Consider the following 22,774-nt stretch of genomic DNA (forward strand, 5'->3'; position numbering starts at 1 on the left):
ATATGGAGAAACGTTTTTTTATGATGCGGATGTTAATCGGTCCACAATAAACTCAAGCTGTCCTTCTAGTGACACTGGGTCATTAAAGAAATAACCGACAGGATCGATTTCAAATACGTGTTTATTTTGTACAGCAGGCAGTGATGTCCAAATGCTGCTTTCATACACTTGGTCTCCTTTACTTTTTGAACCACTCCATGGACTAGTGAAAATATAGTCGCCTGCGTATTCTGGCAGCTTTTCAAGGGAAATGTTTGCATAGCCGACACCGCTGTCGATAGCGTCTTTTTTAACTGCCTTTGGCGCACGTAATTTCAGCTCGTCATAAATGATTTCGCCTCCGCGCGCAAAGGTGTTTCCAAAGATATAAATACCTTTATCAAAAGGCGACACGATTGAAACGGTTTTGCTGCCGACCGCTTTTGTTACTTTAGGCTTTACCTCAGCTATTTTTGTATCCCATTTTGTGATCCATTCTGCTGCTTTTTTCGGTGTACCTGTCATTTTACCGAATTCTTTTAGCTGATCTTTAAAGGAATATTGATTGTATTTAATTGCAACGGTTGGAGCAATTTTTTTGTATTGATCAAATTTCTCGTCTTCTCCCCAAGCGATAATCATATCTGGCTTCAAAGCCGCTACCTTTTCGACAGAAGGGGTTGGTCCAAGGTTTTTGACACCATCCGTTTTTCCCTTATAGAAAGGGTTTTTAAAGATGGGTGCAGTTGCAGCAATTGGCGTCTTGCCAAGTGTCACGAGGTCTCCATAGTAGCTTTCCGCCAGAAGCACAATTCGTTTCGGATCTTTAGGGAGTTTGACCTCACCTTTGACATCCTGATAGGTGATTGTGTCATTCTGGTTGGCGCCAGATTTTTTATTTGAAGTGCTGCCGCAAGCAGCTGTAAAAAGCATAAGAACGGCTAAGAAAATCAAAAGAAATCCCGATCGTTTTTTCACAAAGATTCTCTCCTATTCACTTTCTTTTGATAATGATTCTCAATTTCAATTATATCGTAACATGATGGGATGAAAAATGCATCGGCTATTTTAGGACCTAAAGAAAAATGGTAAGTTTCTCCCGGTTTTTTGATGAAAATAAAGAAAATGTTCAGAACAATGATTTCAAAAAGAAAAGAAAATGATATACTAGACTTCGAGATTGATAATCATTATCACTAATGAGGAATAGATATGAACGGAAAGGAAGAGACTGGTTTTGGGCTCACAATCGAATAAACAGCTGCCAGCCAAGGACGATGCAATGGATATTGTCACGAAACCCTTTGGAACAGCAGCTGTTGTCATCATAGGAATTATCGCTTTAGCATTTGGTCTTTTTTTATCGGTATCATTAGGAGCAGCAAATATTCATCTTCACACGGTATGGGAAGCCATTTTTCAATTTGATCCACAACAAACTTCACATCAAATCATTCGGGAATTGAGGCTGCCGCGTACAGTTGGGGCTGCACTCGTCGGTGCCTTTTTAGCTGTATCTGGTGCCATCATGCAAGGGATGACAAGAAATGCGCTTGCGTCTCCTGAAATTATGGGTGTGACAAATGGCTCTGCATTTGCGATTGCGATAGCATTTGCATTTTTCCCAGGTCAATCTTCTTTCACATTAATTCTTTGGTCATTTGCTGGAGCCGCACTCGGTGCATCTATTGTGTTTGGTGTCGGTACTCTGTCTAAGGGAGGACTGACCCCAGTGAAGCTCGCACTAGCAGGTACGGCGGTTGGGGCACTTTTAAGCTCCATCTCTTCAGCAATTGCCATCCGGTTTGATGTCGCTCAGGACATGAGCTTTTGGTATGCGGGCGGCGTTGCAGGTGTGAATTGGAGCAACATTCAGGTCATTATTCCAGTCGCTATTGCAGGACTTTTGATTGCGATGATCCTTGCTCGCTCGATCACTGTACTGAGCTTAGGTGATGAATTGGCTAAAGGGCTCGGGCAGTATACGAAAACGGTCAAGGTGCTAGGAATATTGGTCGTAATTCTTTTAACCGGTGCTGCTGTGTCGGTGGCAGGCTCAATTGGTTTTATCGGGCTTGTCATTCCCCATGTCACTAGATTCTTGGTCGGAGTGGACTATCGATGGATTATCCCTTGCTCAGCTATTTTAGGTGCCATTTTGTTAATTTATGCAGACATTGCTGCAAGGCTAGTCAATGCTCCATTTGAAACGCCAGTCGGTGCCATTACTGCGATTATAGGCGTTCCTTTCTTCTTATATTTAGCTAGACGTGAAAGGAGCGGAATTTAAATGGAAATGGTGCAGCAGGCAAAGAAAAAGAAATATAAACGAACGATGCTGATGATCTTTTTAGCCATCGTCGCGGTATTTCTGATTAGTTTAAATACCGGAGAAATTCGTATTTCTCCGATAGATACATTGAAAACATTTTTTGGATTCGGAAGTGAAATGGATGAGCTTGTGCTGTTCGAATTCAGACTTCCAAGAATGATCATCGCTTTACTTGTTGGTGCTTCCATCGCTGTATCAGGAGCTATCTGGCAAGGTGTTTCTCAAAACGGCTTGGCTGATCCCGGTATTCTTGGTGTGAATGCGGGCGCAGGATTTGCCGTTGTGCTCTTTATCTTTGCATTCCAAGGCACGATGTCGAACTTAGGTAATTTGACGATTTTTGTACTGCCGCTTTTCGCATTTGCAGGTGCAGGCTTTGCTGCATTTCTCATCTATGTGTTAGCGTGGAAAAAAGGCATCACACCTGTTCGATTGATTTTAACGGGAATTGGCGTTAATGCTGCGTTTTCAGCAGCGATTGTGGTCATCCAATTAAAAATGAGCCCAAATGACTTTAACCAAGCCATCGTGTGGTTATCAGGAAGCATTTGGGGCTCAAGCTGGACGTATGTCCTGTCTGTTCTGCCATGGATGCTCATTTTCCTTGTGTTAGCGCTTGTGAGAGCACGCTACCTAAATATCATGAATTTAGGTGACCAGCTGTCCTATGGCTTAGGGATCTCGGTTCATAAAGAAAGAAGCTTTCTGATGCTGATTGCCGTTGCATTAGCAGGTGCAAGTGTCGCTGTTGCAGGTAGTATCTCGTTCCTAGGGTTAGCCGCACCGCACTTGGCGAGAAAGCTTGTTGGGCCAAAGCATCAAGGAATGATACCGGCCTCCGCGTTGATTGGCGCACTGTTATTATTACTGGCAGATACACTTGGCCGCGTCATACTTGCACCATCAGAGGTGCCAGTTGGCCTTGTCGTTTCTGCTTTAGGCGCACCTTACTTCATTTACTTATTGATGAAAACGAACTAATGAGGAAGGAGAAAAACATATGAAATCGCTCGAAACAGAAAAGCTTTGTATCGGTTATCAGGACCGTTTGATTGTAGATGATTTAAATATCAGTATCCCAAAAGGCAAGGTGACAACACTGATCGGGCCGAATGGATGCGGGAAATCAACGATTTTAAAAACAATGTCCCGGATCATGAAGTCCCATCAAGGAGCTGTTCACTTAAATGGTCAGGCTATTCATCAAACGCCTACAAAAGAAATTTCAAAACAAATGGCGATCTTACCGCAAACGCCCGAAGCACCAAGCGGACTGACAGTGTATGAGCTTGTGTCATATGGACGTTTCCCACATCAAAATGGATTTGGTCGCTTATCAAATGAAGATAAACGAATCATCAGATGGGCACTTGAGGAAACGGGCATGATCGCTTTTCATGACCGGCCAATTGAAGCACTTTCCGGTGGACAGCGTCAGCGTGTATGGATTGCGATGGCACTTGCCCAGGAAACAGAACTGCTTCTATTAGATGAGCCAACGACGTATTTGGATCTTGCGCATCAGCTCGAGATTCTTCAGCTGTTAGAACGGTTAAACAGAGAGCAGGGACGAACTGTGTTGATGGTCATTCATGATTTGAATCATGCGGCACGTTTTTCTCATTACATGATTGCCCTCAATCAAGGAAAAGTCATCAAAGATGGGACGCCTCATGAGGTCATGACCAAAGAGGTGCTTGGTCAGGTATTCCACATTGATGCAGAAATTGTACTTGATCCTAGAACAAATAAGCCGATCTGTTTAACATATGACTTAATGAATCATGAAAGAAAGCTAGAAGCTGTGAATGGATAATAAAAGTAAAAGGAACTCGGTGGAATAGCCGAGTTTTTTTGCGTCTCTGAAACTTCCTAGTACTGCCATTTTCTCCAGTTGATATTTTTTCGCTTTTATGCAGAAAAGAGGTACTTTTTTACTTTAGACAATGGTAATATACGGTTAGAGATCATAGCTAGAAAGGAAAGAGATGCGTGGAAACAGCAAAAATATTGATTGCAGATGACGAAGAAGCAATTGTAAAAATGGTTGAACGCGTATTAAAAAAAGAAGGATTCAAGCATATTTATAAAGCCTACCATGCAGATGAAGCATTAGATGTTGTCAAAAACGAGGACATCCACCTCTTACTTCTAGATGTGATGATGCCCGGTAAGTCTGGCTTTGATGTTCTTCCTGAAATGAGAAAATATACGAAAGCACCCATTTTCTATTTAACTGCAAGAACGTCTGATGTAGATAAACTGACCGGCTTTGCGCAGGGGGCAGATGATTACATTACAAAGCCATTTAATCCGCTAGAGCTTGTGGCTAGAATTAAGGCTCACTTAAACCGAACATATATCTCCTTACAGGAAGAGCAAGAAGAGGCTCAAAACCAATATGAATATGCCCATTTCTCATATCATCCTCATTCAGCCGAACTGAAAGTGAGAGGAGAGATGACGGCATGCTCAGCTCAGCTTCTATCCTTGCTGAAGTACTTTTGTGATCATCCGAATGTGGTTCTTTCAAAAGATCAAATCTATGAGAAAGTATGGGGCGTCCCGTCGTATGGTGATAACAACACCGTCATGGTTCATATTCGAAAGCTGAGAGAAAAGATTGAATTAGATCCAAGTCAGCCTGAATATATTGTGACCATCCGTGGTATGGGATATAAATTTATTCCGCACCCTGTGAAGGTTCTTAATTAATTCATGAATTTACGAACAAAACTTTTCTTTCACTTTGTCGGACAGATGTTTATCGTCATTGCGATTCTGCTGATCGGGAATACGTTTACTGAGAATCTATATTATAAAAAATACTATGAGAATATGACCGAAACTGGTTTAACAAAGGCTGATGGGGACACACTCATGAGCTGGCTCTATTTTAACGAGGATGGCAAAATGGAAGCCGAAGATCAGCTCAAGCAAGCAGTGAAAAAACGTGACGGCTGGCTGCAAGTGATTGATTCAAAAAAACATAACGTATATAGCTATCACCTTCCTAAAAATATTCCAACATCCTATCAAAAGGATGAAATGATCAAGATCTTTGAAAAAAGACAATTTAAAGATTACAAGATGTACTTCTGGCCAATTGAGATTGATCAAGAAAGCTTTATCGTGTTATATGGGTTCAAAACGAACAGCACAAAGGTAGCCAATTATCTTAAGCAGCATGAGAAAAATCTGGCTGCACTTTCTCAATATTCGCTTGAAACGATAGAGTTCTTGAAAAGAATGAATGGATCGGTACACCTGTTTAATGAAGAAGGAAAATACTTAAAAGGCATTCGAGCCAAAAACGATTTGAAACATAACGTAACAGATGTTGAATTGCTTAAGTACCAATCGAAGCCTTGGGAGTTTAGAAGTGACCTATCTTATATCAGAGTGAATAAAAGTCTATATTTGATCGTTTCGGTACCAAACAAAGTATATAGCCCAGACGAATTGTATGATAAAGAGACAGATGCTTTAAATCAATATAGAACCATCTTGATTGCAGGTCTTGCACTCACTATTATTATCGTCATGACATTATGGTACTCGTATCGCTATGGTCTGCCGATCTATCACATTATCCGCTGGCTGATTTTCTTATCTAGAAATAAATTGCAGGAACCAACAAATAGAAAAGGAATTCCAATCAGTAAAAATAAAAAAGGTCGTATTAAGCGGGAATACCGATTATTTGAGGATATCCTAAAAACAATGGATCAGCTCACGCTTACATTAAAAGAGAATGAAGCAAACCGAAGAAAAATTCAAACCACAAGGGAAGAATGGATTGCAGGATTGTCTCATGATTTGAAAACACCTCTTAGTACGATTTACGGCTATGGGCTCATGCTTGAATCTGATCAATATCAATGGTCCAAGGAAGAAGTCATGGAAATGGGACAGGTGATTCGTGAGAAATCAGAATACATGTCGACCTTGATTGAGGATTTAAACCTCACGTACCGATTGAAAAATGGGGCCTTGCCTATTAATCGAAAGCCGGTCGAGCTGGGTGAATTTTTAGCCTCTATTATGGACGAGTTTTCAAGAAGCTCCTTTTCTGAGGATTTTTCATCCTCTTTTGAAGATCAAACAAACGGTGTCATGTTTGAGATCGACAAAGCCTGGTTCAGACGAGTGATTGAGAACCTGCTGGCGAATGCAGTCAAGCATAACCAAAAAGGCACTCATATTACAGCTGTTTTATCTGAAACAAATGAAGAAGTTCGGATCGAAATGAAAGACAACGGATGCGGAATGGCACAAGAAACGGTAGATCACTTATTTAACCGCTACTACAGAGGGACAAATACAAATGACCCAACGAATGGAACAGGACTTGGGCTGGCAATAGCAAAAGAGCTTGTCTTGCTGCATGACGGTGATATTCAAGTGGAAAGCGAACTAGGTGCTGGAACAACTATTGCGATTATCCTAAAAAAATCACCTTCTGTAAAATAGGCAAAAAACGATTTTCCTTTCTTAAGGAGATCGTTTTTTCCTGTTTTAGGATTGAAATCAACTTTGTAAACGATTACAATTAAATTGTTAACGTGAACAAATTATTTTTCATACGATAAGAGGGATGGGGGAATTTGATGAGAGCCTTTTTAGATGAGCAGTTTTTACTAAACAGTCCAACGGCGGAAAAGCTATACCATGAGTTTGCAAAGGACCTTCCAATTATAGATTACCATTGTCATTTAAGTCCTAAAGACATCTATGAAAATAAAACCTTTCAAAATATCACCGAAGCATGGCTTTATGGAGATCATTACAAATGGCGTGCCATGAGAACAAATGGCATCCCTGAAACGCACATTACGGGGGATGCATCAGATCATGAGAAATTTTTGGCGTGGGCGAAGACCGTACCCATGACCATTGGAAATCCACTCTATCACTGGACTCATCTAGAGCTAAGACGATATTTTGAAGTCGAAGACCTATTAAACGAAAAAAACGCAGACATTATTTGGAAGAAAGTCAATGAAAAGCTGCAAGGAGAGGGATTTGGTGCGAGGGACTTCATTGTGAAATCAAACGTTGAAACCGTTGTGACAACAGATGATCCGGTCGATTCGCTTCACTATCATCAAAAACTGCGGGAAGAGGAATTCTCTGTACAAGTGCTCCCAGGGTTTCGACCTGATAAAGCACTCGATATAGCGAATGATCTGTTTGCAAAATATGTTCACGAGCTGGCAGAGGTTTCAGCTACTCCAATACAATCCTACCAAGACTTCTTAAAAGCACTCCGTGCAAGAATTGATTTCTTCCATGAACACGGCTGTTTGATCTCAGATCATGCTATAAATGAAATGACATATGAAGAAACGTCAGAAGAAGAAGTGGAGACCATCTTTCATAAAAGAATGTCTGGTCATCCATTGACGGAAGAAGAGAAGATCAAGTTTAAAACAGAGACATTCATTATGCTAGGTCAGGCATACTGTGAGCGTGGCTGGGCGATGCAGCTTCATATCAATGCGCTTAGAAACAACAATACGAAAATGTTTGAGCGGCTCGGACCAGATACGGGGTATGATGCGATGAATGATGAGGACATTGCAAAGCCGCTTTGCCGAATATTAGATCGTTTAGAACAAGAAGATGCATTGCCAAACACCATTCTCTATTCCTTGAATCCTAGGGACAATGTGGTGATATCAACATTGGCTGGAAGCTTTCAAGACGGGAAGACACCGGGGAAGATGCAACACGGCACAGCCTGGTGGTTTAATGATACGAAGCAAGGAATGACAGAGCAGATGATGGCTCTTTCCAGTATTGGACTGATCAGCCGTTTCATCGGGATGCTGACTGATTCACGAAGCTTTTTGTCGTATACAAGGCATGAATATTTCCGAAGACTGCTTTGTGATATCATCGGAGATTGGGTAGAAAAAGGAGAAGTCCCCTATGACCTTGAGCTGTTAGGGGGGATCGTGAAAGGAATCAGCTATGAAAATGCCAAGCAATATTTTCAATTTGACCGGGCAAAGCAGCTCCAGCATCAAAGTAAAATCACATGAAGAAAAAGGTAAGAAAATGAAAGCGGTTTTATGATAAGATGGAAAAAAATCATAAAAGGCGGAATAGCATGACAGTCACAATTAAAGACATAGCAAAATTGGCAAACGTCTCTCATACTACGGTATCAAGGGCTTTGAATAACAGTCCTTTTATTAAAGAGAAGACAAAACAAAAGATTTTGTCGATTGCAAAACAGCTGAATTATTCACCGAATGTCCATGCCAGAGGCCTTGTATCACAAAAATCGTTTACAATCGGTCTGTTTTTTACGAGTTTAACAGAAGGCACATCTTCAAGCTTCTTTGTAGATGCGTTAAAGGGCGTTAATAGCGTGATGACTGAGCATTATAATCTGTTTGTAAGGGGAATTGACGACTTTCACGATTACACAACCATTCATAAACAGCGCTACGATGGCATTTTGCTTATGAGTCAAAGCGAGCACGATGAAGCGTTTATCCATCATGTCAAGAAACAGGGCATTCCAATCATTGTGCTGAATCGCCGTGTAGAAAGTAATGAAGTGATGAATATATTAGCAGATGATAGTCAAGGAGCATATCAGGCAGCGCACTATTTCATTCAGCAAGGCCATCATCAAATCGCCATCATTGAAGGAAAAGAAGGCTTTAAATCGACTCAGGAGAGAAAAGCCGGCTTTCTCCAAGCGTTAATTGATCACCATATTCCTATGAAGAAAGAATATATGATCACAGGTGACTACCACATGAAAAGCGGCTATGAATCAATGGAATCCCTGCTGACCCTTGATCATCCGCCAACAGCGCTTTTTTGCTCTAACGATGACATGGCCATTGGTGCAATGAATGCTTTATATGCAAAAGGCAAGACATGTCCAGGTGATATCTCTATTATCGGTTTTGATGACATAGCATTCTCATCCTACACCACGCCTGCACTGACAACGGTAAAAAAGCCTATCGAAAAAATGTGTGCACTTGGAGCAGAAGCCATCCTATCAGTCATAAACGGTGAAGAGCAGGAAGAAGATCAAATGGGAAAAATCTATGTCCACACAGAGCTGATGATCAGAGATTCAGTCAAAAAGGTGCAGTAATCAGCACCTTTTAAAGATAAATGTTCACGTGTGCATATCACGAAGAGAGGGGAATCCATTTGAAACGTTTATCAAAAGCCATGTACCCGGCGCCTGAGTATCCGGAAACGATTTTACAGATCGGTGAAGGGAATTTTATGCGAGGATTTATTAATTGGCACATCCAGAAGCTGAACGACTGCACAGATTTTAAAGGAAGAGCTGTTGTTGTTCCTCCGCGAAAAGGATCCGTTGCGGCTTTAAATGAACAAGATGGCTTATATACTTTATGTATACAGGGCTATCATGACCAGCAAGAAATGAATGAGCGCATGATCATTCAATCGATCAGCAGAGGAATCAGTACGTATACGGATTACGATGGTTTTTTATACGTAGCTGAAAACCCCGATCTCCGCTTTGTCTTCTCAAACACGACAGAGGCAGGACTTATGTTCAGAAAGGAGGATCGCTTGGAGGATCGACCGCAAGCCAGTTTTCCAGGAAAGCTGACAGCGTTCTTATATCACCGGTTTAAAGCATTTACTGGAGATGAACAAAAAGGGCTGATCATCCTTCCATGTGAACTGGTCGAACATAACGGTGACCGTTTGAAGGAATATGTGATAGACATGGCAGCTGAGTGGGACCTGCCGCCTGCGTTTATCACATGGATCAAAGAAGCCAACACGTTTTGTAATACGCTTGTGGATCGGATTGTTCCTGGGTTTTCTAAGGAAGCAGCTGAAATTGTCCAAAAGGAAGATGGGTATATCGACGAGTTGCTTGTCACGGCAGAATATTATCACCTCTTTGTTATTGAAGCACCTGCCTTCGTACAAAAAGAGCTTCCCTTTCAAAAAGCAGGATTAAATGTCCTTTTTGTAGAAGATATTGCGCCTTATCGCATGAGCAAGGTACGAATTTTAAATGGTGCACATACAGCAATGGTGCCAATCGCTTACTCATGTGGTATAGACACTGTAAAAGAAGCTGTGGATGACAAGCATGTTGGTCCGTTCATCCGGCGTATGCTGGAGGAGGAAGTACTGCCAGGGCTTGAGCTCTCTCAAGATGAGCTTCTTCTTTATACACAATCGGTTTGGGATCGTTTTTGCAATCCATTTGTGAAGCATCAATTGCTCGATATTGCGCTCAATGGTATATCCAAGTTCCGAACCCGAGTTCTTCCGTCATTGCTTGATTATGTTGAGCAAAAGAAACAGCTGCCAATGAATCTCGTGTTTTCACTCAGCAGTCTCATTTATTTTTACAGAGCATATGCAGAAAGGATAAAGGATGATGAGACTGTAATGGCATTTATGGAGGAAGCCTGGGAAGGGGAGAACCAATCCAATGAAGCGATCGCAGCCAGGATTCTATCATGCGAGCCATTATGGGGGAAAAATTTAACGGATGTAGATGATTTGAGTCACGCTGTAGCTGATCAGCTTACCTTCATACAGGAGCAAGGGATGAGAGCGGCTGTTCAACGAATGCTGCATCATCAATATGAAAGTCAGGGGGAGAAGGCATGAAAGATTTTATTGTGATTCACCCTTCAGATAATGTCGGTATTGCATTAAAAGTACTTGAACAAGGGGAGGAGCTGCATCATCAAGATCACTCTGTTGTCTTAAAAGAGAACGTTCCCAAAGGTCATAAGTTTGCTTTGGCTGATATCAAGCAAAGAGAGAATATCATGAAATATGGCTACCCCATTGGGCATGCAACGACTACCATTTCTGCTGGAGAATGGGTGCATACGCATAATATCAAAACCAATCTATCAGGAAAGCTCGATTACGAATACGAGCCTTCATTCACAGACAACCCCTATGAAAAAACGAATCTTACATTTAAAGGATATAAACGAAAAAATGGGGAAAGCGGGATTCGCAATGAGCTTTGGATTGTCCCAACCGTTGGATGCGTGAATGGCATTGCCGATCAAATCATCCAAATATTCACCGCTGAAATGGGCGGAAACATCCATCCGTTTGAAACAGCTCTCGTATTAAAGCACAATTATGGATGCTCCCAGCTTGGGGACGATCATGAAAATACAAAAACCATTTTACAAAATGCCGTGAAGCATCCTAACGCTGGAGGGGTGCTCGTCCTTGGACTTGGTTGTGAAAATAATGATATTGAAGATTTTCAGTCCACATTAGGTGAATATGACCGTGAGAGAGTGAAATTTTTAAGAAGCCAAGAAGTAGGAGATGAGATTGAGACGGGAGTCGCTTTACTCAAGGAAATTTATGATGCGGCGAAAGAAGATCACCGTGAAGAGATCCCGTTATCTGAGCTGAAAATCGGCTTGAAGTGCGGAGGATCAGATGGATTCTCCGGCATTACCGCAAATCCGCTTTTAGGAAGGCTGTCCGATTTTATTGTTGCTCAAGGCGGCACGACAGTGTTAACAGAAGTGCCCGAAATGTTTGGAGCTGAAACGATTTTAATGGAGAGAGCGGAATCAGAAGCGACTTTCGACAATATTGTGCAAATGATCAATGACTTTAAACAATACTTCATGGATCATCGACAGCCAGTATATGAAAATCCTTCCCCGGGAAATAAAGCTGGTGGAATTTCGACATTAGAGGATAAATCTCTCGGCTGTACACAAAAAGCAGGGACTTCTGACATTCAAGATGTATTGAAATATGGGGAATTGCTGAAGCGAAAGGGCCTGAATTTATTAAGTGCGCCAGGTAATGATTTGGTTGCTTCATCCGCACTTGCTGCTTCCGGCTGTCAGTTGGTCCTTTTTACAACAGGAAGAGGGACACCATTTGGTACGTTTGTCCCTACAATGAAAGTCTCGACGAATACAGCCTTATATGAAACAAAAAAGCACTGGATTGACTTTAATGCGGGAGAACTGCTTGAAGATGTACCAGAAGATGTTGTATTAGAAAAATTCATTTCAACTGTCATTGATGTGGCGAGCGGAAAGCTATTAAATCATGAAAAAAACAATTTTAGAGAGCTGGCTATTTTCAAAACAGGTGTCACACTTTAAGGCGACTGGGGGATGAGAACGTGTTTAAAATGCGGGATTTGATGTATATCACAGCAGGAACGGTACTCACAGGAATCGGACTCACGCGTTTAGCAAGGCAAGAGAAGAAAGACAAAAAAGCAAACGGAATCGATCAAGTGTTAAAGCAGATAAAAGCGCCGCTGTTCCCTGATCGTGAATTTAATGTGGTTCATTATGGTGCAGATGGGAAAGGGATAGAGCTTTCAACAGATGCTATCCAGTCTGCGATTGATGATGCGCACCGTTTGAAAGGGGGACGTGTGCTTATTCCAGAAGGGACGTTTGTGACAGGTGCTCTAGAATTGAAGAGTCATGTAGAGCTGCATTTGCATGAGAAAGCCTATGTGGCATTCAGCCAAGATCCAAAGGATTATCTGCCGATTGTACTGACAAGATATGAAGGGATTGAGCTTTATAATTATTCACCTCTCATTTATGCACACCATGCAGAAAATATCGCCATCACAGGAGCTGGAACGCTTGATGGCAGAGGGGATGAACATCATTGGTGGCCTTGGAAGTATGGCACGAATGGCCAGCCGTCTCAGGACCGGGATCGGCAGCTTCTATTTGAAATGGCTGAAAAGAGGATACCAGTAGAAGAAAGAGTGTTTGGAGAAGGCCATTATTTAAGGTCAAGCTTTATCCAGCCCTACCAATGCCAGCAAGTTCTCATTGAAGGAGTGACAGTGAAGGATTCACCGATGTGGCAAATTCATCCTGTGCTAAGTGAAAATGTCATCGTCCGTGGAGTCCATATCATCGGGCATGGACCAAATACAGATGGTGTTAATCCGGAGTCTTGCCGGAATGTGCTCATTGAAGATTGTTATTTTGATAATGGAGACGATTGTATTGCCATCAAATCTGGCAGAAACGAGGACGGGCGGAGAATAGGGGTTTCATCTGAAAACATTGTCATTCGTAGAAATGAGATGCGTGATGGACACGGCGGAGTGACGATCGGGAGTGAAATCTCTGGCGGGGTCAGGTATGTATATGCAGAGAATAATGTAATGGATAGTCCGAACCTTGACCGGGCACTGCGTATTAAAACCAACTCTGTCAGAGGCGGTACCATTGAACATATTTACTTTAAAAACAACACAGTCAAAAGCTTAAAGCATGAAGTGGTCTGTATCGACATGATGTATGAGGAAGGGGATGCGGGTCCACATCGTCCTGTTGTGCGTCATATTGAAGTAGAAGGATTGAAAAGCAGCGGCGGACGATATGGTGTGAAAATAGCCGCCTACTCACATTCCCCCGTTACACACTTCAATATGAAAAATTGTGTCATAGATCATGTGACGTATCCACTTTCTTTGGAGCATGCAGTATCTCCTTCTTTTCAGAAAGTCGTCATCAATGGGGAACAAATCAATTGATAGATGAGTGAAAAACAGTCTTTTCGGAGGCTGTTTTTCTTTTAGTAAGAACGAAAAAGACGCTTTTAGAAATCACATATACAACCTATCTGCACTGTAGTATAATATTCCCGAAATTAGAAAAGAATTGACGGAAGAGATGTCGTCAAGCAGTACATAAACCAGGGGGTTCATTCATGAAAAAGTTAACGGCCATTTGGCTATCGCTATTGCTTGTGATGGGTGTTTTAGCAGGATGTACAGGTGCTGAGACAGATCATAAAGCAAAGAGTTCACAAAATAACGAAACAGCGGCTGCGGCATTTCCTGTCTCGATTAAAGATGCAGCTGGTAAAACAGTCGAAATCAAAGAGCAGCCTAAGCGTATTGTTTCATTAATTCCAAGTAATACAGAGGTTGCCTATGCGCTTGGTCTTGGCGATAAAATGGTTGGACGATCAGATTTTGACAATTATCCAAAGGAAGTTGAAAAGGTAGAGAAGATTGGCGGACTTGAATTCAATGTCGAGAAGGTCATTTCCTTAAAGCCTGATCTAGTATTAGCTCATGCATCGCAGATGGGATCAAAAGATGGATTTAAACAGCTTGAAGATGCAGGAATTCAAGTACTGACTATAAATGATGCCACCTCCTTTAAGGATGTGTACAAATCGATCAATATGATCGGTGAAGCAACAGGTGTAAAAGAAGCATCAACAAAGCTTGTAGATGAGATGAAAACAAAATTGAATGACATCAAGAAACAAGCAGAGGCGATCTCCAAAGACGAACAAAAAACAGTCTTTGTCGAAGTATCAGGTGCGCCTGAAATCTATACAACAGGTACAAATACATTTATGGACGAAATGCTTTCTGTTATCCATGCGAAAAATGCTGCTGGCGATCAAACTGGCTGGGTGCAAATGACAGAAGAAGCGATTATCAAACGAAATCCTGATGTGATCGTCACAATTGATGGTTCCAGCTTAGCTGATCTGAAAAAGAGAGACGGCTGGAATGCGATCAAAGCAGTGAAGGAAAAACAAGTCTTTCAATTGAATACGGATCTCGCATCAAGACCGGGACCGCGATTGGTTGAAGGAGTCGAGGCTCTTGCGAAAAGCATCTATCCTGACACGTTCAAATAAATTCATCATCGCATACACACTAAGTGTTTTACTTCTTGTGGTGAGCATTGGAATGGGAATCTCCTTTGGAAGCTTAGGGATTCCCATTCCTTCTATTCTCCGTATATTTGTTCATGAACTATTCGGGGTGCAGATTGGCACAATAGATTCAATTGATCGCAATATTATGATGAATATCCGGCTGCCGAGAGTGATATTAGCGGCACTAGTCGGAGCAGCGCTGGCGTTATCAGGTGCAGCCTTTCAAGGTTTATTAAAAAATCCTCTCGCTGACCCATATACGCTAGGTGTATCTCAAGGGGCATCAGTTGGAGCCGTCGCGACACTATTTTTCAGCTTGCAGCTCCCTTTGCTCGGCAGTTTCACACTGCCTTTTTTCAGTATGACAACAGCGCTTGTGACCCTATGTCTCGTCCTCTTTTTTGCGCGTCTTGTTCATCGGGGGATGAGCATCTCTTCTTTAATTTTAACAGGGGTGATTTTTAGCTCTTTTTTGGGTGCGCTTATATCATTGATGATTGCTTTAACAGGTGATGATCTAAAAGAGATTATTCATTGGCTTCTCGGCAGTGTGTCCATGAGGGGCTGGCGCTATATTGCGCTTTTCCTTCCTTTCTTTCTTGTGGGGATCTTTGCATTAATGCTGATGGGACGAGATTTGAATGTCATGACGTATGGCGAGGAGAAGGCACAGCTATTAGGTGTACATGTGAAAAGGAGCAAATATATAGTGCTGCTTGCTGGCTCAATTCTGACTGGTAGTGCGGTAGCGGTGTCAGGGACGATCGGATTTGTGGGACTTGTGATTCCGCATTTTATTCGCCTCTTAGCCATCACAGACCACCGGCACCTCCTGCCTTTGTCTATGCTGAACGGCGCTTCCTTTCTCGTTTTAGCAGATGTGTTATCCCGTACGATCATTGAACCGACTGAATTACCGATTGGCATCATTACTGCGTTAATTGGTGCCCCTGTATTCGGCATCATCCTCATCCGTAAATATAGAGGAGGGACGCATCTATGATTCAAGTGAAGGAAGTCAGAGGTGGATATGGAGAGAAAGAGGTCATACGTGGGATCAGTCTTGAGGTAAAGCAAGGAGAATTTCTCGGTATACTTGGTCCAAATGGGAGCGGTAAGTCGACCTTGCTTAAAATGATTTCTGGGATGCTGGCACCTGAGAGTGGCGAGGTACGCCTGAGCGGTCAATTGGTTCAATCCTACCGTCCAAAGGCGTTTGCGCAAAAAATGGCTGTTCTACCGCAGAAAACGGACCAAGCCTTCTCATTTACAGTGGAAGAAACGGTTCAATTCGGTCGTTACCCATATCAAAAAGGATGGCTGCAATCTGTTACTCGAGAAGATATGCAGGTCGTAAACAAAGTAATGGAACAAACGGATGTTGCACAATTTAAGGATCAATCCATTCATGAGTTGAGCGGGGGAGAACAGCAGCGTGTGTACTTGGCACAGGCATTAGCCCAGCAGCCTGAATATTTATTGCTGGATGAACCAACCAGTTTTCTTGATTTGGCCTATCAAAAAGACTTGCTTGATTTAATTAAAGAAGAGACCACTTCCTCTAGGCTAACGGTGATCGGCGTGTTTCATGATGTGAACATCGCCAGTTTATATTGTGACCGGCTGCTGCTGCTTGATGAAGGAAAGACGGAAATGATAGGACTGCCGCATCACGTCTTGACGCCTGAGCGAATCAACCGTGTGTATGAAACAGAGGTAACACCGCTCCAACACCCGCGAAGAGCAAACCCTCAGCTGATCATTGAGCCTGCGGGGGCTTCTATAGCATCAAATGCAAAGTTAGCGGATGGCTGGAAAACGTATGGCTCAGAAGGAATGACGTTTTCCCTCAAACAGCCGCTCCGCGTCCTTTCCTCACATCAGAAAAGGGGCGGCTTTTTTTGGAAAAGATCTCTCGGAACAGGAACTGAGATACTTCGTGACGAGCTGGATGATCGTGAAGGAATATTGTTTTACTACCAAACGAGTGGACCAAACCAATTTGCTGCTGAAGACACAGAAAACGACATGGTGCTTTACGGCATGCGTCATCAAGAAGAGCTGACCATTTGGCTTGTACTGAAAGAATCTTTATCAGACGGATCGTCTGTTCAGCTCATGGGGCAGCTTGTCCACATGATTAAACAGGAGACGAGCATGTCCATTCATCATCTTTGTATCGCTGCTGCGGGTATGCAGGAAACAGAAGATGATGAGCATTTACATGAAAGATTAAAACAGAAAGTGCACCGTCTTCTTTATACATTGAATGCCATTCAAAAGTGAACCAAAGGGTTCGCTTTTTTGTTTATGATGCGATGAAAATCACAGTGCTTTAGTTAAACAAATACATCCTTTTCACTTCAGGTTATACTAAAAGGACAAAGCAATAGACAAGGAGGAACACCGATGAAACTTTATACAAAAACAGGGGATCAAGGCCAAACAGGCTTGATCGGCGGGAGAGCCGATAAAGATGATGTAAGAGTCGAGGCGTACGGCACGTTAGATGAGGCGAATAGCTTCATTGGACTCGCACATGCACATTTACGTCAGCATGGAGAATTGTTTCAAGACATTTTGTCAGAGCTGATTGTGATACAGCACGAGCTCTTTGACTGCGGCGGTGATTTGGCAGCAGTCAAACCACGTAAAGAAGGCAAATTAACTGAAGCATCAGTGGCAGTCCTTGAACAAAGAATGGATATCTATGTAGAAGAAGCCACGCCTCTCACAAAGTTTATTTTACCGGGCGGCCAGGCAGGAGCAGCTCTCTTACATGTGGCGCGGACAGTCGTCAGAAGAGCAGAGAGGCATATTGTGACGCTTGCGAAGCAGGAGGAGATTCCAGCGGTTACACTCACCTATGTGAACCGTCTATCCGACTATTTATTTGCAGCCGCACGAGTCGTGAATCATCGGCTCGGTGAAGCTGATGTTGAATATGAACGAAGCGCAGACGTGTTTCGGTCTACACGCTGAAAAGAAGACAAAGGGCTAAAATAAAGATCATTTTAGCCCTTTGTCAACAATCTGAAGCACTCTTCGAATGAGAAGAGTGCTTTTTTATTAGGTTCTATCGCTTAGTCTGAGCGAAGTTACGACTCTGGTCGCAATGAAAGATCAATCTGCGACACGTTTTGCCAGCTCTCTTTTTTGACTAAAGTAAAAGCAAGGAGCAAGAAAGGAGGCATGAAGATGAAAATAACAAGTAAAACCATCATCGGTTCGATTTTAATGTTTGTCGGTCTATCCATCTTCTTCGGTGGTTCACTAGGAGGGCTGATCCCGATTCTGATTGGGGCATGGCTCATCTATGTAGGTGTAAAGAAATATGAGAAAGGCAGTCAAACCTTCGGTGTCATTCTAGCGGTCATTGGTGTACTGATTGTTGTGCAATCTCTGCCATTTATCCTTGGAATCGCATTGGCTGGGGGGCTTCTCTACTTCGGCTGGACGATGATCAATGGTGAACAGGCAAAAGAATCATCAAGCAGATCATATATGGAGCCAAACACGGCACCGAAAATGGAAGAACCTATTCACACGTCATTTGATCAAGAATGGGAAGACTTTTTAAAGAAAAAATAAGAGGAGGAATATCAAATGGTATTCAGAAGAGTAAGAGATATGTTTGTTGCAACGGTCAATGAAGGCTTAGATAAATTGGAGAATCCGCGTGTCATGCTGAATCAGTACGTTCGTGATATGGAGGACGATATTGCCAAAGCGAAACATGCGATCATCAAACAGCAAACGATTCAACAAGGCTTCCTGCACAAAGCAGAAGAGACAGAAGCATTTGCTGATAAAAGAAAGAAGCAGGCTGAGCTGGCATATCATGCGGGAGAAGAGGAACTTGCACGAAAAGCGCTCACAGAAATGAAGTATTTTGAAGAAAAGCACCAGGAATATCAGGAAGCTTATCAGCACTCTGTGAAACAATTGAAAGAGCTGAAAGAGCAATTGCAGCAGTTAGAAACGAAGCTGCGTGATATTAAAGACAAGAAGCAGGCTCTGATTGCAAGAGCAAATGCTGCACAGGCAAAGCAGCATATGAACGAATCCATGAACAAAGTAGACAGTGAAAGTGCATATAAGGAATTTCTTCGAATGGAGAACCGTATCGAAGAAATGGAGACAAAAGCGGGCAGCTATGCACAATTTGCCGATCAAGGAGCATATGCTCATCTAGACTATGCGGATGAGGTTGAAAAAGAATGGCAGAAGCTCAAGCTGGAGAAGAAGCCTGAGCAGCAAGCAAACTAAGGAATCGATGTCAGATCGGAAGAAAAGCAGGATTTTTCTTCCGATATTTGATTTCTTTCTGTTTCGCTTTTCCTTATAATGAAAAGGTCAGAAGATAAAAGGATGGTACGAATGAAGCGGTTAATCGGTCTAATTTGTATACTTGTAGGTGTCTTTTTAATGATTGGGATGCTTTTCAAAAATGAAGATCTCTTTCATTTGAGTTTCTCCCGTGAAAAAGCAGTCACAACAGCTTCAGCGAAAAAAGATGAAATTGATCAATTAGATATCTCTCTTTCTGGGTTTCGCGTGAAGGTAAAGCCTGAAAATCGTTCCGATATTTCCGTGATTGTCGTTAATGGGAAAGGGAAAATGTATGCGGACCAAACAGGCAGTACATTCAACGTCCGTGCTGAAAATAAAGGATTCTTGTTTTTCTCCTCATTTGAAAAAGGAGAACTCTTAGTCAAAATTCCAACAGATTATCATAAAAATGTGAAGATTACGGGTGGAAGCGGGGTCAGCGAGATGGATGGCGAAGGGAAGCTGTCTCTTCAAGATGTGACGCTCAAATCAACAAGCGGAAACCTCAAAGCCGAGAATTTCTCAGCAAAAAATGTAGAAATCAAAGCGACATCGGGCAGACTCTCCGTGTCTCACATCGATGCGAAAAATAGTGATATTGGGGCAACCTCGGGACGTGCCGATATTAAAGATGTCAAAGGGGAGCTGCAACTAGGCATGACAAGCGGTAGATTAACGGCAAGTTTTGATACCATTGCGTCACCTGTCTCCTTTCATATGACATCAGGCAGTGCCAAATTTAATTTACCGGATGAAGGAGATTTCAATGTCCGGGTGAAAAAAACAAGTGGCAGTGTCGATCATTCCTATCAATTTGATCAAGTGGATAGTGAAGGACGCGGATTTACAGGCACGCGGGGAAAAGGAACACACTTAGTCGATATTGAAATGACAAGTGGAAACTTAAAGCTGCGGTAATGAACGGAAGAAAGGAAGGAGGCGAGTCAACTGCGTTTTTCAAGGAATCAAATTTTAGGCATCATTGTCGTGATTTTTGGTATTAATCTATTTCTCAAAATTATTGGGATCGGAGCCGATTTGTTTTGGCCTGTGTTTTTTGCGCTGGCTGGCTATTGGCTGCACTCAAGATCCAAACGTTGGCTCGGTTCAGTTTCCTATATTTTTGCCGGCTTTCTCTTTTTAAAATTTCTGCTCAATATTACATTTAGTCTCACAGGATATTTATTTGCGGCCTTTTTGATATATGCCGGCTATCGTTTATTGAAAAACAAACCCGTTTTTGATGTCGATAAAAAGGAAGCATCGGACGATAGAAAGCCTTCACTGAAAGTCAATCTTGAAAAAGAGGGCGACCAAAAGAAAACAAAGAGCCAGACAAAGCCGCGCAAAGAGCATGACTTTTTTATCGGTGAAGTCAGGCTGATGAAAAAGCCGTTTCAATTAAGTGATTTGACGATTTCAGGGTTTATCGGGGATGTCAAAATCGACTTATCAAAGGCCATTATCGCAGAAGAAGAGAGCACGATCGTGATTAGCGGGCTCATCGGAGATGTGGATATTTACGTACCGCAGGATATTGAAGTATGTGTGAGTGCTTCAGCTGCAATTGGTGATATGAAAATTATCGATGAAAAAAGAAGCGGATTCGGCAGTAAAGTGTATGTGATGACCAACAATTACGATGAGAGCAAACGAAAAGTGAAAATCTCCATCTCTTTACTGATCGGAGATGTGGATGTGAGATACTTATGAGGAAACTCCATCTAGGTATCCAGTGGCAATCTATTCGTCTTGGAGTAGGGATCTCGCTTGGTGTTGTCATCATGACGATGCTGCCTATGTTTTTTTATTATCAGCTTGATCCGATGATTCTCCTCTCTACCCGCTGGTTCGGCATCCCGTTTTTTTGTATTTTACTGATCATTAGTATTGCCATTGGGGTTTCTGCCTCGCATGTATTTGGCTATCAGCATAAGAAGCGTCTTGATCAGCTTGTAGAGTCGATTTTAAAGTTTGAAAATGGGAACTTTGCATACAGACTGCCATCTCTTGGCGACGATGAAATTGGCTTAGCGGCAGATCAATTAAATGAAATGGCGAAACGAGTTGAAGGACAAGTAGCCTCTTTGCAAAAGCTCTCGAATGAGCGGGCTGAATGGCAGGTGCAAATGAAGAAATCGGTCGTCTCAGAAGAACGTCAGCGTCTAGCACGAGAACTGCATGATGCGGTCAGCCAGCAGTTGTTTGCGATTTCGATGATGACCTCTGCTATTCTTGAAGGCATGAAGGAAAAGGATGAAAAGATTTTAAAGCAAATGCGCCTAGTCGAACGAATGGCTGGCGATGCACAAAATGAAATGCGTGCGCTTTTGCTTCATCTAAGACCGATCACCCTTGAAGGAAAAGACTTGAAAAAAGGCTTGATTGAACTCCTAAATGAATTTCAAGCAAAGCAGCCGATTGATATTGATTGGGAAATAGAAGATGATGTTCCGCTGTCTAAAGGAGTAGAGGATCACCTCTTCCGAATTGTACAGGAAGCCCTATCAAATGTGTTCAGGCATGCAAAGGCGACAAAGGTGACGGTACGTCTGCTCATTCGAAATCGGCAGGTGCAGCTGAAGATTATCGACAATGGGATCGGTTTTCAAACAGATCATGTGAAGACAGCTTCCTACGGACTTGAATCGATTCGTGAAAGAACAAGTGAAGTAGGCGGTGTCGCAGAGATTATGTCATTTGAGGGAAAAGGAACACAAATCGATGTGAAGGTCCCCATTTTTGATGAAGGAAAAGGAGAGAACGTTCGATGATTCGAGTACTTTTAATTGACGATCACGAAATGGTGAGAATGGGGCTTGCTGCCTTTTTAGAGGCGCAGGCTGATATTGAAGTCATTGGTGAAGCGTCAGATGGACAAAAAGGTGTAGAGCTTGCGGTTGAATTAAAGCCAGATGTGATTTTAATGGATCTTGTCATGGAAGGAATGGATGGCATCGAAGCAACGAAAAGAATTTGCCAAGAAATTGAAGATGCTCGAATTATCGTTCTGACGAGCTTTATTGACGATGATAAAGTCTATCCAGTGATTGAGGCAGGTGCTTTAAGCTATTTATTAAAAACATCCAAGGCAGGAGAAATTGCGGATGCCATTCGGTCTGCAAGTATCGGCGAACCAAGACTTGAATCAAAAGTGGCTGGAAAAGTCATGAATAAACTCCGTCATTCCTCAAATGGATCGATCCTTCATGATGCATTAACAGCAAGAGAAATGGAAATCTTGAAGCTGATTGCGGATGGAAAATCGAATAAGGTCATTGCCGAGGAACTATTTATTACAATTAAAACAGTGAAGACACACATTACCAACATTCTTTCCAAACTCGATGTAGAAGACCGGACGCAAGCGGCTGTGTATGCGCATCGTCACAAGCTGATTCAATAAAATAAAAAAACAGCTTTCAAATGAAAGCTGCTAGA

Annotated in this window: 21 protein-coding genes; 20 read left to right on the forward strand and 1 reads right to left on the reverse strand. The window is 42.4% G+C overall.

Annotated elements, in window-relative coordinates:
- Positions 1 to 18 precede the first annotated feature (18 nt).
- Complete coding sequence (locus C6Y03_RS07130; protein WP_060597290.1) at positions 19 to 957, reverse strand: iron-hydroxamate ABC transporter substrate-binding protein; 939 nt, start codon at positions 955 to 957, stop codon at positions 19 to 21.
- 259 nt (positions 958 to 1,216) lie between these two features.
- On the opposite strand from C6Y03_RS07130, the gene C6Y03_RS07135 reads away from it, so the two are divergent.
- From C6Y03_RS07135 to liaR, 20 genes are all read left to right on the forward strand, one after another.
- On the forward strand, positions 1,217 to 2,269 hold the full coding sequence (locus C6Y03_RS07135; protein ID WP_060597289.1) for a FecCD family ABC transporter permease: 1,053 nt from the start codon (positions 1,217 to 1,219) through the stop codon (positions 2,267 to 2,269).
- Positions 2,270 to 3,292, forward strand: coding sequence for a FecCD family ABC transporter permease (locus tag C6Y03_RS07140; protein ID WP_034659961.1), 1,023 nt, complete (start codon positions 2,270 to 2,272; stop codon positions 3,290 to 3,292).
- Between the two features lie 19 nt (positions 3,293 to 3,311).
- A complete protein-coding gene (locus tag C6Y03_RS07145) occupies positions 3,312 to 4,127 on the forward strand; it encodes an ABC transporter ATP-binding protein (protein ID WP_106039083.1) in 816 nt (271 codons plus the stop codon).
- A 176-nt stretch (positions 4,128 to 4,303) separates the two neighbouring features.
- Positions 4,304 to 5,026, forward strand: coding sequence for a response regulator transcription factor (locus C6Y03_RS07150; protein WP_034659958.1), 723 nt, complete (start codon positions 4,304 to 4,306; stop codon positions 5,024 to 5,026).
- A gap of 3 nt (positions 5,027 to 5,029) precedes the next feature.
- On the forward strand, positions 5,030 to 6,784 hold the full coding sequence (locus tag C6Y03_RS07155) for a HAMP domain-containing sensor histidine kinase (RefSeq protein WP_066030418.1): 1,755 nt from the start codon (positions 5,030 to 5,032) through the stop codon (positions 6,782 to 6,784).
- A gap of 137 nt (positions 6,785 to 6,921) precedes the next feature.
- The gene (gene uxaC / locus C6Y03_RS07160) at positions 6,922 to 8,358 is read left to right on the forward strand and encodes a glucuronate isomerase (RefSeq protein WP_106039084.1); all 1,437 of its coding nucleotides are present in this window, start codon (positions 6,922 to 6,924) and stop codon (positions 8,356 to 8,358) included.
- A gap of 68 nt (positions 8,359 to 8,426) precedes the next feature.
- Positions 8,427 to 9,437: a LacI family DNA-binding transcriptional regulator gene (locus tag C6Y03_RS07165; protein WP_060597286.1), complete on the forward strand. Its 1,011-nt coding sequence runs from the start codon at positions 8,427 to 8,429 to the stop codon at positions 9,435 to 9,437.
- A 59-nt stretch (positions 9,438 to 9,496) separates the two neighbouring features.
- Positions 9,497 to 10,954, forward strand: coding sequence for a tagaturonate reductase (locus tag C6Y03_RS07170; RefSeq protein ID WP_106039085.1), 1,458 nt, complete (start codon positions 9,497 to 9,499; stop codon positions 10,952 to 10,954).
- Positions 10,951 to 12,444, forward strand: coding sequence for a UxaA family hydrolase (locus C6Y03_RS07175; protein WP_106039086.1), 1,494 nt, complete (start codon positions 10,951 to 10,953; stop codon positions 12,442 to 12,444). Before C6Y03_RS07170 ends, C6Y03_RS07175 begins: the two co-directional genes overlap by 4 nt.
- Positions 12,445 to 12,464: 20 nt before the next feature.
- Entirely contained in the window at positions 12,465 to 13,853 is a 1,389-nt protein-coding gene (locus C6Y03_RS07180) for a glycoside hydrolase family 28 protein (RefSeq protein WP_034660694.1), read from the forward strand.
- Between the two features lie 176 nt (positions 13,854 to 14,029).
- Entirely contained in the window at positions 14,030 to 14,980 is a 951-nt protein-coding gene (locus tag C6Y03_RS07185; protein WP_106039087.1) for an ABC transporter substrate-binding protein, read from the forward strand.
- Positions 14,946 to 16,004: a FecCD family ABC transporter permease gene (locus C6Y03_RS07190; RefSeq protein ID WP_106039088.1), complete on the forward strand. Its 1,059-nt coding sequence runs from the start codon at positions 14,946 to 14,948 to the stop codon at positions 16,002 to 16,004. Before C6Y03_RS07185 ends, C6Y03_RS07190 begins: the two co-directional genes overlap by 35 nt.
- Complete coding sequence (locus C6Y03_RS07195) at positions 16,001 to 17,287, forward strand: heme ABC transporter ATP-binding protein (RefSeq protein WP_106039089.1); 1,287 nt, start codon at positions 16,001 to 16,003, stop codon at positions 17,285 to 17,287. The genes C6Y03_RS07190 and C6Y03_RS07195 overlap by 4 nt, the downstream gene beginning before the upstream one ends.
- A 123-nt stretch (positions 17,288 to 17,410) precedes the next feature.
- Complete coding sequence (locus C6Y03_RS07200; RefSeq protein WP_060597279.1) at positions 17,411 to 17,983, forward strand: cob(I)yrinic acid a,c-diamide adenosyltransferase; 573 nt, start codon at positions 17,411 to 17,413, stop codon at positions 17,981 to 17,983.
- A gap of 216 nt (positions 17,984 to 18,199) precedes the next feature.
- Positions 18,200 to 18,592 carry a membrane protein gene (locus C6Y03_RS07205; RefSeq protein ID WP_034659942.1) on the forward strand — a complete coding sequence of 131 codons (393 nt, stop codon included), beginning with the start codon at positions 18,200 to 18,202 and terminating at the stop codon, positions 18,590 to 18,592.
- 15 nt (positions 18,593 to 18,607) lie between these two features.
- Complete coding sequence (liaH, locus tag C6Y03_RS07210; RefSeq protein WP_060597278.1) at positions 18,608 to 19,270, forward strand: stress responsive protein LiaH; 663 nt, start codon at positions 18,608 to 18,610, stop codon at positions 19,268 to 19,270.
- Between the two features lie 111 nt (positions 19,271 to 19,381).
- Positions 19,382 to 20,251, forward strand: coding sequence for a LiaG family protein (liaG, locus tag C6Y03_RS07215; protein WP_106030480.1), 870 nt, complete (start codon positions 19,382 to 19,384; stop codon positions 20,249 to 20,251).
- Between the two features lie 30 nt (positions 20,252 to 20,281).
- Positions 20,282 to 21,046 (forward strand): cell wall-active antibiotics response protein LiaF, encoded by a 765-nt coding sequence (gene liaF / locus C6Y03_RS07220; protein WP_223260744.1) that lies wholly within the window; start codon positions 20,282 to 20,284, stop codon positions 21,044 to 21,046.
- Positions 21,043 to 22,107: a two-component system sensor histidine kinase LiaS gene (gene liaS, locus C6Y03_RS07225; protein WP_106039091.1), complete on the forward strand. Its 1,065-nt coding sequence runs from the start codon at positions 21,043 to 21,045 to the stop codon at positions 22,105 to 22,107. Before liaF ends, liaS begins: the two co-directional genes overlap by 4 nt.
- The gene (liaR, locus tag C6Y03_RS07230) at positions 22,104 to 22,739 is read left to right on the forward strand and encodes a two-component system response regulator LiaR (protein WP_034659937.1); all 636 of its coding nucleotides are present in this window, start codon (positions 22,104 to 22,106) and stop codon (positions 22,737 to 22,739) included. The genes liaS and liaR overlap by 4 nt, the downstream gene beginning before the upstream one ends.
- The last annotated feature ends 35 nt before the right edge of the window (positions 22,740 to 22,774 follow it).

This window comes from Bacillus sp. LNXM65 (genome assembly GCF_002998575.1).
In the GTDB taxonomy this organism is placed as follows: domain Bacteria; phylum Bacillota; class Bacilli; order Bacillales; family Bacillaceae; genus Bacillus.